Source organism: Dactylosporangium sp. NBC_01737, assembly GCF_035963215.1.
Lineage (GTDB): Bacteria > Actinomycetota > Actinomycetes > Mycobacteriales > Micromonosporaceae > Dactylosporangium.
The window spans coordinates 6,458,850-6,472,484 of the sequence record NZ_CP109153.1; the positions used below are offsets into that span (position 1 = coordinate 6,458,850).

Below are 13,635 nucleotides of genomic sequence, written 5' to 3' on the forward strand. Positions count from 1 at the left end.
GCCTAGACGTCCGGCGTCGGGTCCGGTCGCGGTGCGGGGTTTTGCCGCGGCGCCGGGTCTTGCTGCGGCGCGGGGTTTTGTCGCGGCGCGGGGTCTTGTCGTGGTGCCGGGCTGGTGTCCGCGGGCGGTTCGCCGGCGGGCGCCGGCGGGTCGAGGGCGTCGACGACGCGGCGGATCTCGTCGGGGGAGCCGTCCAGCTCGACGACCGTTGCGCCGTGCCGGATGCGGACCCTCGGCGGTCGGGGCCGCGACCCGCGCCACGACGCCACCGCGACCAGCAGACCGCCGAGCGCGATCCCGTTGCTGACCACGGCGCTGATGATCTCGAACGCCGCGCCCATCTCACCGGGGCGCGGCGGCGTCGGGACCATGGTCACCGGCACGGTCCGGCGGATCTCGTCGTCGCGGAGCCAGCGGTACAGCATCCGCAGGGATTCCTCGTCGTCGACCTCAAGGCTGATGTCCACGACCGCACCGTACCGGCTTGTCTCCGTATCTCGTACGAAGGTGCCGCCGCGGCGCGGCCGACGGGCTCGACCACGCTGGTTTGGTGAGGTCACGCTAAGCTTTTCCGGGTGAACGACTTAGGCTTCGACTCGTGAACGACGTGGAGCAGCACCCAACCCGGCGCAACACCCGCCAGCGCGACGCCGTGATGACGCTGCTGAGCAACGTCGACGGGTTCCACAGCGCGCAGGAGCTGCACGTCATGCTCCGCGAACGCGGCGACAACGTCGGCCTCACCACGGTGTACCGCACGCTGCAGCTGCTCGCCGAGACCAACGAGATCGACGTCATGCAGGTCCCGGGCAGCGACACCCGCTACCGGCGCTGCAGCGACCGCCACCACCATCACCTCGTGTGCCGGGGCTGCGGCCGCACCGTCGAGGTGCTCGGCCCCGCCGTCGAGCGGTGGGCCGACCGCATCGGCGAGGAGCACGGCTTCACCGACGTCAGCCACACACTTGAGATCTTCGGCACGTGCGGCCGCTGCGCGCGTTGAGCGATTTCTTGGGTACGCTGGCAGCGCGCGAAGGGGAGTAGTCCTCCAACTGCGTGGTCGACATACTGGGGCGTTCGCGCCCCCGGCCACGCGGCCTCTTGCTTCCGGCCGGTCTCCGGCAGGGGCGTTCCGGCCGGTTTCCGGTCGGGATCCGGGGCGGACGAGACCTTCGACTCAGGCTGAACAAGCCGGGTCGAGGTCGTCCGTGCCCTCCTCCCGGTCCACCCGGGAAGGTCTTTCACTGCACATGAGCGGTTTCCTCGCTGCCCTCGCGATCAGCTTCGGCGTCATCTTCGTCGCCGAACTCGGCGACAAGTCCCAGCTGATGGCGTTGACGTTCGCCACCAGATTCAAGACCCTGCCGGTCCTCATCGGCATCACCGTCGCCACCGCCGTCGTGCACCTCGTCTCCGTCGCCGTCGGGTACGGCCTCGGCGCCGCCCTCCCCACCGGCTGGATCTCCCTCGTCGCGGCGGTGGCGTTCTTCGCGTTCGGCGCCTGGACCCTGCGCGGCGACTCCCTCACCGACGCCGAACGCGACAAGGCCTCCCAGCCCACCACCCGCTCCGCGATCCTCGCCGTCGGCGTGGCCTTCTTCCTGGCCGAACTCGGCGACAAGACGATGCTCGCCACGATCACCCTCGCCACCCAGCACGGCTGGTTCGGCACCTGGCTCGGCTCGACACTCGGCATGGTCGCCGCCGACGCCCTCGCCATCCTGCTCGGCCGCCTGCTCGGCAAACGCCTCCCGGAACGCACCATCAAGTACGGCGCGGCGGTGCTGTTCGCGGTGTTCGGCGCCTGGCTCCTGATCGAAGCACTCCGCGAGCTGCTGTGACCCCGGGGCACGACCAGTTCATGCACCTCGAGGGTCTGCGCCACCCCGAGAGCGGATCTCGCGGTTGATCGAAGTCGCCGGCCGGCCGCGTGGACGGCCGCCGAGCGACTCCGATCATGGATGGCAAGATCGGACCCGGCTGAACGGTGCTGAACACTGGGACGGCGCATTCCCGTCTCAGTGACCACGGAACTTCGATGGGCCTGGCCCCATGACGCTCCGTGATCACGGAGAAGCGGTCGGGATCGACTGCCAGACCGGGAAGTACCACGCATCGGACCGCGATCTTCGCCGCAGGATCGTTTGCGCCTCGCACTCAGACCCAGGTCGCTGCGACCCGGGCCACGTCATGGACATCGCCGCGAGCGGCGCGCACCCACGGCCGGCCGCTCCACGGCGACTTCGTCGAGACGGCTCGGCGCGCCTGGCTTCTTGTCGTGCGTGATGGGTGTGGAGCGCTCCCCGCAGTGCCTCAGGCTCACCGCGCCGGCCGTCTCCGTGCCGCGACTTGGCCGCCTCTGATTCGCCGCGCCGCGGCCCGGCTCGGTGCGGTGCGGCCCCGTGCAGTTCGGCCCTCGTGCGGTTCAGCTCGGTCCGGTCCGGTCCGGTCCGGTCCGGTCCGGTCCGGCTCGGTCCGGTTCGGCCCTGTGTGGCTCGGCCCGGATTGGCCCGGCTCTGCTCAGTGCAGTCCTGGTTGGGGCGGGTCCGGCTCGGCTTGGCGTGGTCCGTCCCGGTCCGGGTTGGTGCGGTCCGGCTCTGCTCAGTGTGGTCTGGTGTGGCGCGGCTCGGTGCGGCCCGACCAGTGCGGCCCGGGCCGGTCCGGTCCTGCTCTGCGCGGTGTGGCCCTGCTCCGGGCGGTCCGCGTCGGCTTGGCGTGGTCCGTCCCGGCCTGGATTGGTCCGGTCCTGCCTGGCTTGGCGTGGTCGGTCCCGGTCCGGGTTGACGCGGTCCGGGTTGGCGTGGCCTGGCGCTGCTCGCCGTGGTCCGGTCGGCTCGGCTCGCAGTGGTCCGCCCCAGCTCGGCTCCGAGCGGGGTCAGGTGCACCGTGCTGCGACGTCGTTGCCCGGTGGCGAGGACGGTCAGAGCCGACGGCCGCCCGGCCGGATCACTCCGGCCGGGTCGGCTTGGTCACGGCGGCGATTGGCGGCTGGGAGGGGCTACCTGCGCTTGGTGGGCTTCACGATGCGGTCGGTGCCGACCTTGTCGCGCAGCACCTCGGGGACGAGCACCGAACCGTCCGCCTGCTGGAACTGCTCGAGGATCGCCGGGAAGATGCGGCTGGTTGCGAGGGCGGAACCGTTCAGCGTGTGCACGAAGCGGTTGTTCTTCGAGCCCGGCACGCGGTAGCGGATGCCCGCGCGACGGGCCTGGTAGTCGCCGGCCCAGGAGACGGACGACACCTCCTTGTATTTGCCGGTGCTCGGCATCCAGACCTCGATGTCGATGGTCTTGCGCATCGAGGCGCTGGAGTCGCCCGCGGCGAGCAGCGACCGGCGGAAGTGCAGGCCGAGCGAGCTCACCAGGTCCTCGGCGTAGTCGACCATCTCCTCGAGGGTCTTCTCGCCGTCCTCGGGCGTGGTGAACTGGAAGATCTCGACCTTGTTGAACTGGTGGCCGCGCACGGTCCCGCGCTCGTCGGAGTGCGAGCCGGCCTTCTCGCTGCGGTAGCAGGGCGTGTAGGCATACGCCTTGTGCGGCAGGTCGGCGGTCTCGAAGATCTCGTTCTGGTAGGCGCCGAGGATTGCGGTCTCCGACGTCGGCAGGAGGAACCGGCCGCGCTCGTCGCCCTCGGTGGCGATGTGGAACACGTCGTCGTAGAACTTCGGGAACTGTCCTGCGGCATAGCCGGCCGAGTCGAGCAGCAGGTGCGGCGGCAGCATGAACTGGTAGCCGGCGGTGAAGTGCCGATCGATGAACCAGTTGACCAGGGCCCACTCGAGGCGGGCGCCCCAGCCGGTGTAGATCCAGAAGCCGGAGCCGCCGAGCTTGACGCCGCGCTCGAAGTCGACGAGGCCGAGCTCGTTGGCGAGGGTCACGTGGTCGCGGACATTGTCGATCTTCGGGGCCTCGCCGAAGACCTTCACGACGACGTTGGCTTCCTTGCCGCCGCCCACGACGTCGTCGGCGGGCAGGTTGGGCAGCTCGCTCATCACGGTCGTGAGCTGCTCCTGCACGGCGGCGAGGCGCTCCTCGAGCTCCTGCAGCGCAGCCTTCGCGTCGCGGGTGGTCGGCTCGACGGCCTGACCGGCGGCCTTCGCGGCGCCGAAGGCGCGGGCCTCCTCCTTGCGGCGGGCCCGCTCGGCGTCGATCTCGCCGATGAGCTCGCGGCGCTGCTTGTCCAGCTCGGCGATGGCACTCAGCGCGCGGGACACCTCGGACGGCTCGAGCCTCTTGGACAGTGCGGCCTCGACGGAGGCCCGGTCCTTGCGAATCAACTCGATGTCGAGCATGGTTGCCGCGCACCTTTGGCTAGGTTTTTTCACCGACGTCACGGATGTTACCGGGTGGGTCCGACACAATTTCCGACCGCCATTGCAACTACCCCTGCGATGACGAGCCGGGTCGGCACCAGCTGCAGGTGATGGGTGCGGGCGCCCGTGTCCGCTACTGCGAACGTCGTTTGCGATTTATGCTTGGCGGCATGTCCGGAGCAACCCGGGAATCGATCTGGACCCGGCCCGACCGCCGGTCCCGGGGTCCGGTCCCGCAGCACAGCCGAGCCGAGATCGTGGCCGCCGCGACCGTGCTGGCCGACCAGGGTGGTCTGCCCGCCGTGTCGATGCGGGCCGTCGCGGCGGCGCTGGACACAGGTGCCGGCTCGCTGTACCGGTACCTGTCCTCGCGGGACGACCTGCTCGACCTCATGGTCGACGCGGCCCTCGGTGAGTTCCCCTTCGACGGGCCGCTGACCGGCGACTGGCTCGACGACCTGGTCGGCGTCGCCCGCGACCAGCTGGCCCTGTACCGCCGCCACCCGTGGCTCACCGAGGCCACCAGGCGCGCGGGCGCGTTCGGGCCGCAGACCGTCAACTACTTCGAGCGCTGCCTGGCCATCATGGCGCCGCTGCCGAGTGCGGCGAGCACGAAGATGGAGGCGGTCGCCGTGCTGACCGGCGTCGTGTCGCTGTTCTCCACACCGGTCCCCATGAACCCGCCGGCCAACGACCCGTCGGCCGCCGACCCGACGGTCAGAGAGCAGCAGGCCATGCAGCTGTTCGCCCTGGTCGACCCGGCGGCCCACCCGCACCTGACCGCGGCGTTCACCAACCCCGCCGCGCCGCCCGGCGATGCCCCCGACCTGTTCGAACGCACCGTCCGCAGCGTCCTGCAAGGGTTGCTGACCCAGCGGTCATGAAGCAACACCATGCGGTGGCGGCGGCGGGGGAGCGTCGACAGCGCAGTGCAGCCAGGGCTTGCCCGATGGAGCGGGCAGGGCGGCCGGAGGGTTGCGGATCGTGACGGCGGCTACCGCGCCCGCCAGCAGGCAGAGCGCCGCGCAGATCAGGACCGCGGTGTGGAAGCCGGCGGAGAACACGTCCGGGTCGAGGTACGCGGCGCCGGTGATCCCGGCCGCGGCCGGCAGGACGGCGACGGCGATGAGACCCGCCGCGCGGGCGACGTCGTTGTTGACGGCGGAGGCCATCCCGGCGTGGCTGGAGCGGGCCGAGGACAGGGCGGTCGCGGTGAGCGGGGCGACGGTCGTGGCGAGGCCCAGGCCGAGGACCGCGACGGCGGGCAGGACCTCGGTCAGGTACGAGCCGGACGCCGTGACGCGGGTGAACAGGGCCATGCCGGCGCCCACGAGGACGGGGCCGGCGCTCATCTGCAGGCGGGGGCCGATGCGGGTGGCGAGGGCGCCGGAGCGGGCCGACAGCAGCAGCATGATGACGGTGATCGGCAGGAGGGAGACGCCGGCCTGCAGCGGGGTGTAGCCGGCGACCTGCTGGAGCTGGATGGGCAGCAGGAACAGGGCGCCGCCGATGGCGCCGTAGATGACGAACGTGACGACGTTGGTGGCGCTGAACTGGGGTGCGGCGAACAGGTCCAGCGGCAGCATGGGATGGGCGGTGCGGCGCTCCCACCAGACGAACGCGGCCAGGAACAGCGCCCCGGCGATCAGGAAGATCGGCAGGCTCTCGATGAGGCCGTAGGTGACGCCGACCAGGCCGAGGGTGACGAGGGTGCCGCCGAGGACGTCGATGCGGCCGGTGGCGGTGGCGTCGCGGGACTCGGGGACGTGGCGCCAGGCGATGAGGACGACGACGGCGGCGATGGGGACGTTGATCGCGAAGATCAGCCGCCAGGAGGCGGCGCCGACGAGCCAGCCGCCGAGGAACGGGCCGATGGCGGTGGCGACGCCGCCGAGGCCGGACCAGGCGCCGATGGCCCGGCTGCGATCCGACGGGCGGAACGAGGCCTGGAGGATGGCGAGGCTGCCGGGGGTGAGCAGGGCCGCGCCGACCCCCTGCAGCGCACGGGCGGCGATGAGGGTCGGCGCGTCCGGGGCGGCGCCGCACAGGATCGACGCGACGGCGAACCAGATGACGCCGATGAGGAAGACCCGTCTGCGCCCGTACCGGTCGCCGAGGGCGCCCGCGATGAGCAGCAGCCCGGCGAGGGCGAGAGTGTAGGACGTGACCACCCACTGCAACGTCTCGAGGTCGGCGTCGAAGGAGCGGCCGATCGCCGGCAGCGCGATGCCGACGACGGTCGCGTCGATCGCCGCGATGCCGGAGCCGAGGATCGTCGCGGTGAGGACCCAGCGGCCGGTCGCGCTGCCGTACGAGAGCGTTGCCATGCGAAGAAGGCTAGTGGCGGTGGCGCCGAACCTTCACCTTGAACTTCATCGACGGGCCCGGGGTCGGTGCGGTCTTCGTGACGAGGGTGTAGCCAGGCGGGTCGAGCTCAAGGTCGAGGCGGTGGAACAGGCGCGCCATCGACAGGGCCATCTGCACGTCGGCGAAGCTCTTGCCCAGGCAGGTGTGCGGGCCGCGGCCGTACGGGGAGTACGCGCCCGGCTGCAGGTGCTCCGACCGGGGTTTGGAGTAACGGTCGATGTCGAAGGCGTCCGGGTCGGGGAAGTACTCCTGCATGAAGTGCGGCACGGTGGTGCCGATGTACACCATCTCGCCCGCCTTGATCGTGTGCCCGGCGAACTCGAAGTCCCTGGTCGCGGTCCGGTTGAGCGCGACCGCGATCGGATACAGCCGCATCGTCTCCATCAGCGCGTACCGGATCGACGGGATCTTGCGCAGGTCGTCGTCGGTGATGTCGCCGCCGGCGAACAGGGCGTCCGCCTCGGCCTGGACCTTGGCGAGGACCTCGGGGTGCTTGAGGACGGAGTAGATGAACGCCGCGGTGGTGTTCGCCACCGTGTCCAGGCCCGCCACGTACGGGCCGGTCAGGGCCAGGACGAGGTCGTCGGCCGGCAGGACGCCCTCGCGGTTGAGGTGCACGTCCATGAGGTCCTCGACGAGGTTGCGCTCCTGCGGTGGCTTGCTGCCCGCGGTGGCGCGCAGCGAGGCGACCATCGTGTCGCTGAGCTCGAACACACGGGCGCGGGCCTTCTTGTAGCGGGGGTTCCGCAGCAGGATCTTCGGCCGCTGCCTGGTGACCAGGACGTTGAGCACGTAGAGGGTCATGGTGCGGATGTCCGGCACGTATTCCAGCGGCGCGTTGCCGGTGAGGATCGTGCCGAGCTGGTCGGTCACCATGTACTGCAGGGCGTGCACGACGGGGACCGACCCGCCGGGCTTCCAGTCGCGTTCGATGACGCGGTCGGTGATCTCGACGAGCTCGTTGCCGCGGCCCTTGATGGCGTCACGGGAGTAGCCGCGGCGCATGATCTCGCGCAGCTCCTTGTGGCTGTCGCCGTCCTCGCCGAGGATCGTGCGGGTGCCGCCGTACTCGTCCAGGAAGCCCTGCCAGAACTCCTTGGACCGCAGGCACTCCCGGCCTTCCCGCGAGCCCATGAAGTTGGCCGCGTCGGCGCCGGCGATGACCGTGCAGGTCTTGTTGAACAGTTTGATCCTGAAGACGGGGCCGTTGTCGCGGTACGCCCGGGCGAAGAACCGCGCCGGGTCCCTGGCCAGCTCCAGGACGTTGCCGACGATCGGGCGGCCCTTCGCGAGGGGGATCGGCCGGGCCGGCGCCGAGGTTGTTCCGGTGACGGTCATTGAGCGTCGGTCCTCCGGGGATCGGCAACATGATCACGGCAAACGTTGCGGATCATATCGAACGTCGTCGGTCACGGAGGCCCATTGGGTCACCTGACGGTGACGAACCGTGCATCATGATCGGCATGCGGTTGCGGCGGTGGACTGAAGACGACGTCGAGGCGTTCTACGACATCTACTCCCGGTGGGAGGTGATGCGGCACCTGGGCGCGCACCCGCGGCGGGTGATCCCGGACCGCGAGGAGGCACTGGCCAGGCTGGGCCGGATGCGGGGGCGGGAGGACGGCCCGAGAGGCTACTGGGCGATCGAGGTGGACGGTGTACCGGTGGGCACGGTCCTGCTGCTGCCGCTCGAAGGCGACGACGGTGAGGTCGAGATCGGCTGGCACCTGCACCCGGCCCATCACGGCAAGGGTCTCGCCACGCGGGCGGCGCGTGAGCTGCTGTCGCGGACCGGCGGGCGGGTCCTCGCCCTCACGGACGAGGACAACCTCGCGTCCCAGGCGGTCGCGACCCGCCTCGGCATGACCGACGAGGGGCTGACCGACCGCTGGTACGGCATCACCGCCCGTCAGTTCGCCATCACACTCGACTGAGGATCACGTGGGTCGCCGCGTCGGAGGCGACCATCCGGGTGCAGGCGTAGCCGTCGGTGAGCCCGTCGGTGAAGAGCCGCTCGCCCCGGCCGAGCACGACCGGGATGATCGCCACGTGCAGCTGGTCGAGCAGGCCGGCGCGCATGTACTGCCGGACCGTGGAGACCCCGCCGCCGAGCCGCACGTCGAGCCCGCCGGCGGCGTCGACGGCCTGCTCCAGGGCCGCCTCGATGCCGCCGGTGACGAAGTGGAAGACGGTGCCGCCCTGCATGGTCACGCTCGGCCGGGCGTGCCGGGTCAGGACGAAGACCGGGTGGTGGTAGGGCGGGTCCGCGCCCCACCAGCCGGCCCAGGTCTCGTCCGGCGCCCACGGCCCGCGCACGGGCCCGAACATGTTGCGGCCCATGATCGTGGCGCCGAGACCGGTCTGGCCGGCGGCGATCATCTCGTCGTCGACGCCCTCGCTGCCGCCGTCCTCGCCGGTCATGCGCCTGGCGGTGCGGGTCCGGAACATCCAGTCGTGCAGCCGCTCGCCGCCGGTGCCGAGCGGGTCCTCGACGCGCTGGTCGGGGCCGGCGCCGTAGCCGTCGACGGAGACCGAGAAGTTGTGCGCACGCAGCATGGTCGGAAGTCCTCTCTCAATCGGTGTCACCACCAGGTCGGAGACGTGAGTCGCGGATCGACACGGCACGGTAGAACTAGGTTCCTAGGAAGCTTACGGCGATGTGACCGGCGCAACCATGCGTTTTTGACAATCATTGTCAACAGTCGCCAGGATGGGATCATGCTGCGTCGCGCCGTCCTCGCCGGTCTCACCGCCGGGTCCCTGTTGCTGAGCACCGCCGCCTGCGGCGACGAGCCGGCCGCCCAGCAGCAGAACGACGGCCGGCTGCGGGTGGTGGCGGGCTTCTACCCGTTGCAGTACATGAGCGAGCGGATCGGCGCGGAGAACGCCGCGGTCACCAACCTGACCCAGGCCGGCGCGGAGCCGCACGACCTGGAGCTCAAGCCGAGCCAGCTGGCCCAGATCAGTGACGCGAGCCTGGTGGTGTACCTGTCGGGGTTCCAGCCGTCGGTCGACGAGGCGGTCAAGCTGCAGGCGAAGAACAAGGCGTTCGACGTCGCCGGCGTCGAGACCCTGCAGTCCGGGCCGGAGCACGGCGCCGACCCGCATGTCTGGCTCGACCCGATCCGGTTCGCCGCGGTCGTCGGCAAGCTCGCGGAGCGCCTCGCCGCGGTCGACCCGGCCCACGCCGACGCGATGAAGGTGCGCGCCGGACAGTTGCAGGACGAGCTGCGCCGCCTCGACGAGGAGTACACGGCCGGGCTGCAGACGTGCGCGCGGCGCGAGATCGTGACGAGCCACGCGGCGTTCGGGTATCTCGCCGCCCGGTACCACCTGACGCAGGTGCCGATCACCGGGCTGGACCCGGAGGAGGAGCCGAGCCCGCAGCGGGTGTCGGAGGTCGCCGCCCTGGCGAAGGCGAAGGGCGCGACGACCATCTTCTTCGAGGCCCTGGTGAGCCCGAAGCTGTCGGAGACGGTCGCGAAGGAGATCGGCGCGAAGGCGGCCGTGCTCGACCCGATCGAGGGCGTCGAGGAGGGCGGCGACTACATCTCCGTCATGGTGCGCAACCTCGTCGCACTGCGTGACGCGCTCGGGTGCAGCTGAGTCATATGCTTGGGCCGGTGCGCCGCCCATCGAGACTCCTCGCCGCCCTGTCCGCGACCGTCGTCCTGGCGGGCTGCACGCCGGGCCAGGCCCGGTCGCTGACGCCGCAGCCGTCGCCGCAGCAGCTGGATCCCGGCAACCTGGACGGCACGTCCACCCCGGTCGCCGACCCGTTGTATCCGGCGTACGGCAACCCGGCCATCGACGTGCTGCACTACGGCCTGGCGCTGACGTGGGCGCCGCAGAGCAGGACGCTCTCCGGCACGGCGACGCTGAAGCTGCGGGTGCTGCGCGCGGAGCCGTCGCTGCGGCTGGACCTGACCAGCCCGTACACGGTGACGAGCGCGTCGGTCGACGGCGCCGCGGCGACCGGCCGGGTCGACGGCGGCAAGCTGACCGTCGAGCGGGCGCTGACCGCCGGGACCACGGTCACCGTCGTCGTGGGCTACTCGGGGACGCCGGCGCCGGTGCCGATGCCGTCGCACCGGGGCGACGCCGAGCCGCTCGGGCTGACGGTGACCGCCGAGGGCGAGCTGTGGACGATGCAGGAGCCGTTCGGCGCGTCGACCTGGTACCCGGCCAACGACCAGCCGTCGGACAAGGCGCTGTACGACATCTCGGTCACCGTGCCGGAGGGCTGGGAGGCGATCGCCGGCGGCACGCCCGGCGCGGTGCGGGGCAGCACGTTCACCTACTCCTCGGCGCAGCCGGTCGCGACCTACCTGACGACCCTGGCGGTGGGGGAGCGGTATCAGGCGGAGCGGCTGACCGGCCCGCACGACCTGCCGATCACGCTGTGGACCCGGACGGGCACCGACGACCGGCTGCTGCCGGTGCTGCGCAAGGCGCCGGAGCATCTGCGCTGGCTGGAGGCTCGGTTCGGGCGGTACCCGTTCCCGAGCGCCGGCGCGGTGATCGTGCCGTCGCGTTCGGCGATGGAGACGCAGCAGATGGTGACGATCGGCGGTGATGTGCTCGGCGACTCCAAGAGCGTGACGCCGCTGGACGGGATCATGCTGCACGAGTACGCGCACCAGTGGTTCGGCGACACGGTCGGCCCGGCGGTGTGGAAGGACGTGTGGCTCAACGAGGGCTGGGCGACCTACGCCGAGGCGCTGTACACCGCGGAGCGCGACGGCTACGACATTGAGGACTGGGCGCAGCGGGCGCGCAAGAGCGACGCGGACGCACGGCAGCGGCTGGGGCCGCCCGGGAACCCGCGGGCGGACAGTTTCGCGGAGAGCAACGTGTACGTGTGCCCGGCGCTGATGCTGCACGAGCTGCACAAGGCCCTCGGCGATCAGGCGTTCTTCGCCCTGGCCAGGGCGTGGGTGTCGCAGCACGCCGGCACGGCGCAGGACCGGGCGGCGTTCACCGCGTTCGTGAACCGGCAGACCGGCAAGGACTTCACGAAGCTCATCGACGCGTGGCTGGACTCGCCGACGACCCCGGCGTAGCGGGCGGCGGCGCCGCGGTCATTCGTGCAGGCCGCCGGCGACGACGTGGATGAAGGCGGCCTGCACGTCGCTGGTCTGCAGGGCGTTGTCGACGTAGGCGTCGACCGGTTTGAGGGCTTCCTTGAGCCGGTCGGCGGAGTCCTTCTTGCCGAGCACGACGATGCTGACCTTGACGGGTTTGCTCGGGTCCTGCAGGTCGGTGAGCTTCTGCACCAGGTCGTTGACGGCCTGGGTGTTGGCGCTGTCCTTGTTCTGGTCGTCGGTGAGGACCAGGACCTGGTTGAACATGTCGTCGTGGTAGTCGTCGCGGACCGACTGGTAGCCGGCGACGATGGCGTCGAACAGGCCCGGGCCGGACTTGTGGGCGGCGAGTTTGCCGACCTGCTTGCCGAACGCGGCGCGGCTGGTGTCGTCGAGGCGGTCGGTCGGCATGAGCTTGCGGTAGCCGGGGGTGCCGGGGGTGACCTCCCACAGCCCGAGGCGGGAGCCGACGGGCATGAGACCGCTGAGCACGACACAGCCGTCGCGGAGCACCTCGATCGGCGGGATCTTGTTGCCGGGCGGCGGTGAGGGGCTGGCGCCGGTGGTGGGTGCGCCGCTGCCGCCGCCGTTGGTGGCGAGGTCGACGATGATCAGCAGGTTGCTGCGCCGGTCCTCGGGGTCCCAGGTGGCGAAGATGTGCTGGACGTGGTGCGGCTGGAGCACGTCGAAGGGTTTCGCGGTCGGTTCGGGCAGCACGTTGGCGCCGTCGAAGATCGGCCGGAGGTTGTCGGGGCCGCGCAGGCCGGCCTCGGCGATGGCGCGGCTGCCCTCGGCGCTGGTGAACGCGGCGAAGAGGCGGCGCAGCGCGGCGGCCTTCTTCGGGTCGCCGGCGGCGGCCGCGGAGGGCAGCCACGTGTAGCGCAGCAGCGCGGTGTGGTCGCTGCCGACGATGTACCGCCGGTCGGTCTTCGCCAGCCGCAGCGTGGCCAGCAGCGCGTACTCGGGGATGAGCCCGACCTCGCCGGCGGCCTCGGGAGTGGCGGCGAGGTCGCGGTTGACGGTGCGGGTGACGCCCAGGACGTTGGTGAGCACGAGCGAGGACGCGTCCATGCCCTTCTCGAGCCAGACGGCCTCGCCGACGGCGCCGGCGGCGACCATGCCGTCGCCGGACATGGCGGGGTTGCGCACGACCATCTTGACGCCGGAGCCCTTGGTGTTGAGCAGCCCGGACAGGGCGAGCCAGCTGCCGCCGGCGGCGTTGATCCGGTCGCCGGTGGCGGGATCGGTGACCATGTAGATGGGGCTGCTCGCCAGGGTGGCGTAGGCGTTGAGGGTGTCCTTCTTGGCCAGGAACTGCGGCGGCGCGATCATGTCCCAAGCGGCGTCGTCGGGGATCCACAGGTCGGCGCGGGTCTGGCTGAGCTGCCCGGCGGCGGGACGGCCGTCGGTGCTGATCGTGTCGACGAGGATGCAGTCGTCGCCGGCGCGCAGGGTGCGGCCGGCGGCGGACACGACGGTCGCGAACGAGGACGCGGTGACCACGTGCAGGGTGGTCGGGCAGCCCTCGGCGCCCGTGGCCGCGTTGTTGCGCAGGACGTACCAGCCGGCGCCGCCGACGAGACCGACGGCGAGGAGCAGGACGAGCCCGCGCAGCAGCGAGCCGATGAGGCGGGTGCCGGACTGGTGCTTGCCCATGCGTTGGGACCATCCGCGAGGTCAGAGGGGGTGTGGGGAGGTGTGACCGCGGAAAAGTATGCCATCGAGCAAGGATGATTCAGGTCCCGCTCCGCCGTCCGGCCGCCACCCTGAGCCGTTCAGCCAGGGTGGGCGTCCGGACGGTCGAGCGGGCGCGGTGGTGCCGGCGGCGGCCCACCGGGTGTCCACAGTGGACCATATGAACGGGGTCTGAAC

12 protein-coding genes are annotated in these 13,635 nt (G+C 71.1%); 6 read left to right on the plus strand and 6 right to left on the minus strand.

Annotation, left to right across the window (positions count from 1 at the left end):
• Positions 1 to 2 precede the first annotated feature (2 nt).
• On the minus strand, positions 3 to 467 hold the full coding sequence (locus OHA72_RS29135) for an effector-associated constant component EACC1 (RefSeq protein WP_327010979.1): 465 nt from the start codon (positions 465 to 467) through the stop codon (positions 3 to 5).
• A 188-nt stretch (positions 468 to 655) separates the two neighbouring features.
• Here OHA72_RS29135 and OHA72_RS29140 point away from each other — a divergent pair, with 188 nt between their 5' ends.
• Both OHA72_RS29140 and OHA72_RS29145 read left to right on the plus strand, forming a co-directional pair.
• Entirely contained in the window at positions 656 to 1,003 is a 348-nt protein-coding gene (locus OHA72_RS29140) for a Fur family transcriptional regulator (RefSeq protein WP_327011689.1), read from the plus strand.
• Positions 1,004 to 1,250: 247 nt separating this feature from the next.
• Positions 1,251 to 1,841 carry a TMEM165/GDT1 family protein gene (locus OHA72_RS29145; RefSeq protein WP_327010980.1) on the plus strand — a complete coding sequence of 197 codons (591 nt, stop codon included), beginning with the start codon at positions 1,251 to 1,253 and terminating at the stop codon, positions 1,839 to 1,841.
• A gap of 1,157 nt (positions 1,842 to 2,998) precedes the next feature.
• Here the strand turns inward: OHA72_RS29145 and serS are convergent.
• Entirely contained in the window at positions 2,999 to 4,291 is a 1,293-nt protein-coding gene (gene serS, locus OHA72_RS29150) for a serine--tRNA ligase (RefSeq protein ID WP_327010981.1), read from the minus strand.
• 191 nt (positions 4,292 to 4,482) lie between these two features.
• Between serS and OHA72_RS29155 the strand changes: the two genes are divergently transcribed.
• Positions 4,483 to 5,196, plus strand: a complete 714-nt coding sequence (locus OHA72_RS29155) for a TetR/AcrR family transcriptional regulator (RefSeq protein WP_327010982.1) — start codon at positions 4,483 to 4,485, stop codon at positions 5,194 to 5,196.
• On the opposite strand, the gene OHA72_RS29160 is transcribed toward OHA72_RS29155, so the two are convergent.
• Entirely contained in the window at positions 5,191 to 6,639 is a 1,449-nt protein-coding gene (locus tag OHA72_RS29160) for a DHA2 family efflux MFS transporter permease subunit (protein ID WP_327010983.1), read from the minus strand. The two genes, OHA72_RS29155 and OHA72_RS29160, sit on opposite strands and share 6 nt — an antisense overlap.
• 10 nt (positions 6,640 to 6,649) lie before the next feature.
• On the minus strand, positions 6,650 to 8,017 hold the full coding sequence (locus tag OHA72_RS29165; RefSeq protein WP_327010984.1) for a cytochrome P450: 1,368 nt from the start codon (positions 8,015 to 8,017) through the stop codon (positions 6,650 to 6,652).
• Positions 8,018 to 8,142: 125 nt separating this feature from the next.
• On the opposite strand from OHA72_RS29165, the gene OHA72_RS29170 reads away from it, so the two are divergent.
• The gene (locus tag OHA72_RS29170; RefSeq protein ID WP_327010985.1) at positions 8,143 to 8,613 is read left to right on the plus strand and encodes a GNAT family N-acetyltransferase; all 471 of its coding nucleotides are present in this window, start codon (positions 8,143 to 8,145) and stop codon (positions 8,611 to 8,613) included.
• On the opposite strand, the gene OHA72_RS29175 is transcribed toward OHA72_RS29170, so the two are convergent.
• Complete coding sequence (locus tag OHA72_RS29175) at positions 8,600 to 9,235, minus strand: dihydrofolate reductase family protein (RefSeq protein ID WP_327010986.1); 636 nt, start codon at positions 9,233 to 9,235, stop codon at positions 8,600 to 8,602. The two genes, OHA72_RS29170 and OHA72_RS29175, sit on opposite strands and share 14 nt — an antisense overlap.
• A gap of 162 nt (positions 9,236 to 9,397) precedes the next feature.
• On the opposite strand from OHA72_RS29175, the gene OHA72_RS29180 reads away from it, so the two are divergent.
• Both OHA72_RS29180 and OHA72_RS29185 read left to right on the plus strand, forming a co-directional pair.
• Positions 9,398 to 10,285 carry a metal ABC transporter substrate-binding protein gene (locus OHA72_RS29180; RefSeq protein WP_327010987.1) on the plus strand — a complete coding sequence of 296 codons (888 nt, stop codon included), beginning with the start codon at positions 9,398 to 9,400 and terminating at the stop codon, positions 10,283 to 10,285.
• A gap of 17 nt (positions 10,286 to 10,302) precedes the next feature.
• Positions 10,303 to 11,742: a M1 family metallopeptidase gene (locus tag OHA72_RS29185; protein ID WP_327010988.1), complete on the plus strand. Its 1,440-nt coding sequence runs from the start codon at positions 10,303 to 10,305 to the stop codon at positions 11,740 to 11,742.
• A gap of 18 nt (positions 11,743 to 11,760) precedes the next feature.
• On the opposite strand, the gene OHA72_RS29190 is transcribed toward OHA72_RS29185, so the two are convergent.
• Positions 11,761 to 13,419 carry a substrate-binding domain-containing protein gene (locus OHA72_RS29190; protein WP_327010989.1) on the minus strand — a complete coding sequence of 553 codons (1,659 nt, stop codon included), beginning with the start codon at positions 13,417 to 13,419 and terminating at the stop codon, positions 11,761 to 11,763.
• Positions 13,420 to 13,635 lie beyond the last annotated feature (216 nt).

Excerpts from the sequence above, each read along its gene's own strand:
- OHA72_RS29140 (WP_327011689.1), top strand. The coding sequence starts at position 656 with ATGACGCTGCTGAGCAACGTCGACGGGTTCCACAGCGCGCAGGAGCTG.
- OHA72_RS29145 (WP_327010980.1), top strand. The coding sequence starts at position 1,251 with ATGAGCGGTTTCCTCGCTGCCCTCGCGATCAGCTTCGGCGTCATCTTC.
- serS (WP_327010981.1), bottom strand. The coding sequence starts at position 4,291 with ATGCTCGACATCGAGTTGATTCGCAAGGACCGGGCCTCCGTCGAGGCC.
- OHA72_RS29155 (WP_327010982.1), top strand. The coding sequence starts at position 4,483 with ATGTCCGGAGCAACCCGGGAATCGATCTGGACCCGGCCCGACCGCCGG.
- OHA72_RS29160 (WP_327010983.1), bottom strand. The coding sequence starts at position 6,639 with ATGGCAACGCTCTCGTACGGCAGCGCGACCGGCCGCTGGGTCCTCACC.
- OHA72_RS29165 (WP_327010984.1), bottom strand. The coding sequence starts at position 8,017 with ATGACCGTCACCGGAACAACCTCGGCGCCGGCCCGGCCGATCCCCCTC.
- OHA72_RS29170 (WP_327010985.1), top strand. The coding sequence starts at position 8,143 with ATGCGGTTGCGGCGGTGGACTGAAGACGACGTCGAGGCGTTCTACGAC.
- OHA72_RS29175 (WP_327010986.1), bottom strand. The coding sequence starts at position 9,235 with ATGCTGCGTGCGCACAACTTCTCGGTCTCCGTCGACGGCTACGGCGCC.
- OHA72_RS29180 (WP_327010987.1), top strand. The coding sequence starts at position 9,398 with ATGCTGCGTCGCGCCGTCCTCGCCGGTCTCACCGCCGGGTCCCTGTTG.
- OHA72_RS29190 (WP_327010989.1), bottom strand. The coding sequence starts at position 13,419 with ATGGGCAAGCACCAGTCCGGCACCCGCCTCATCGGCTCGCTGCTGCGC.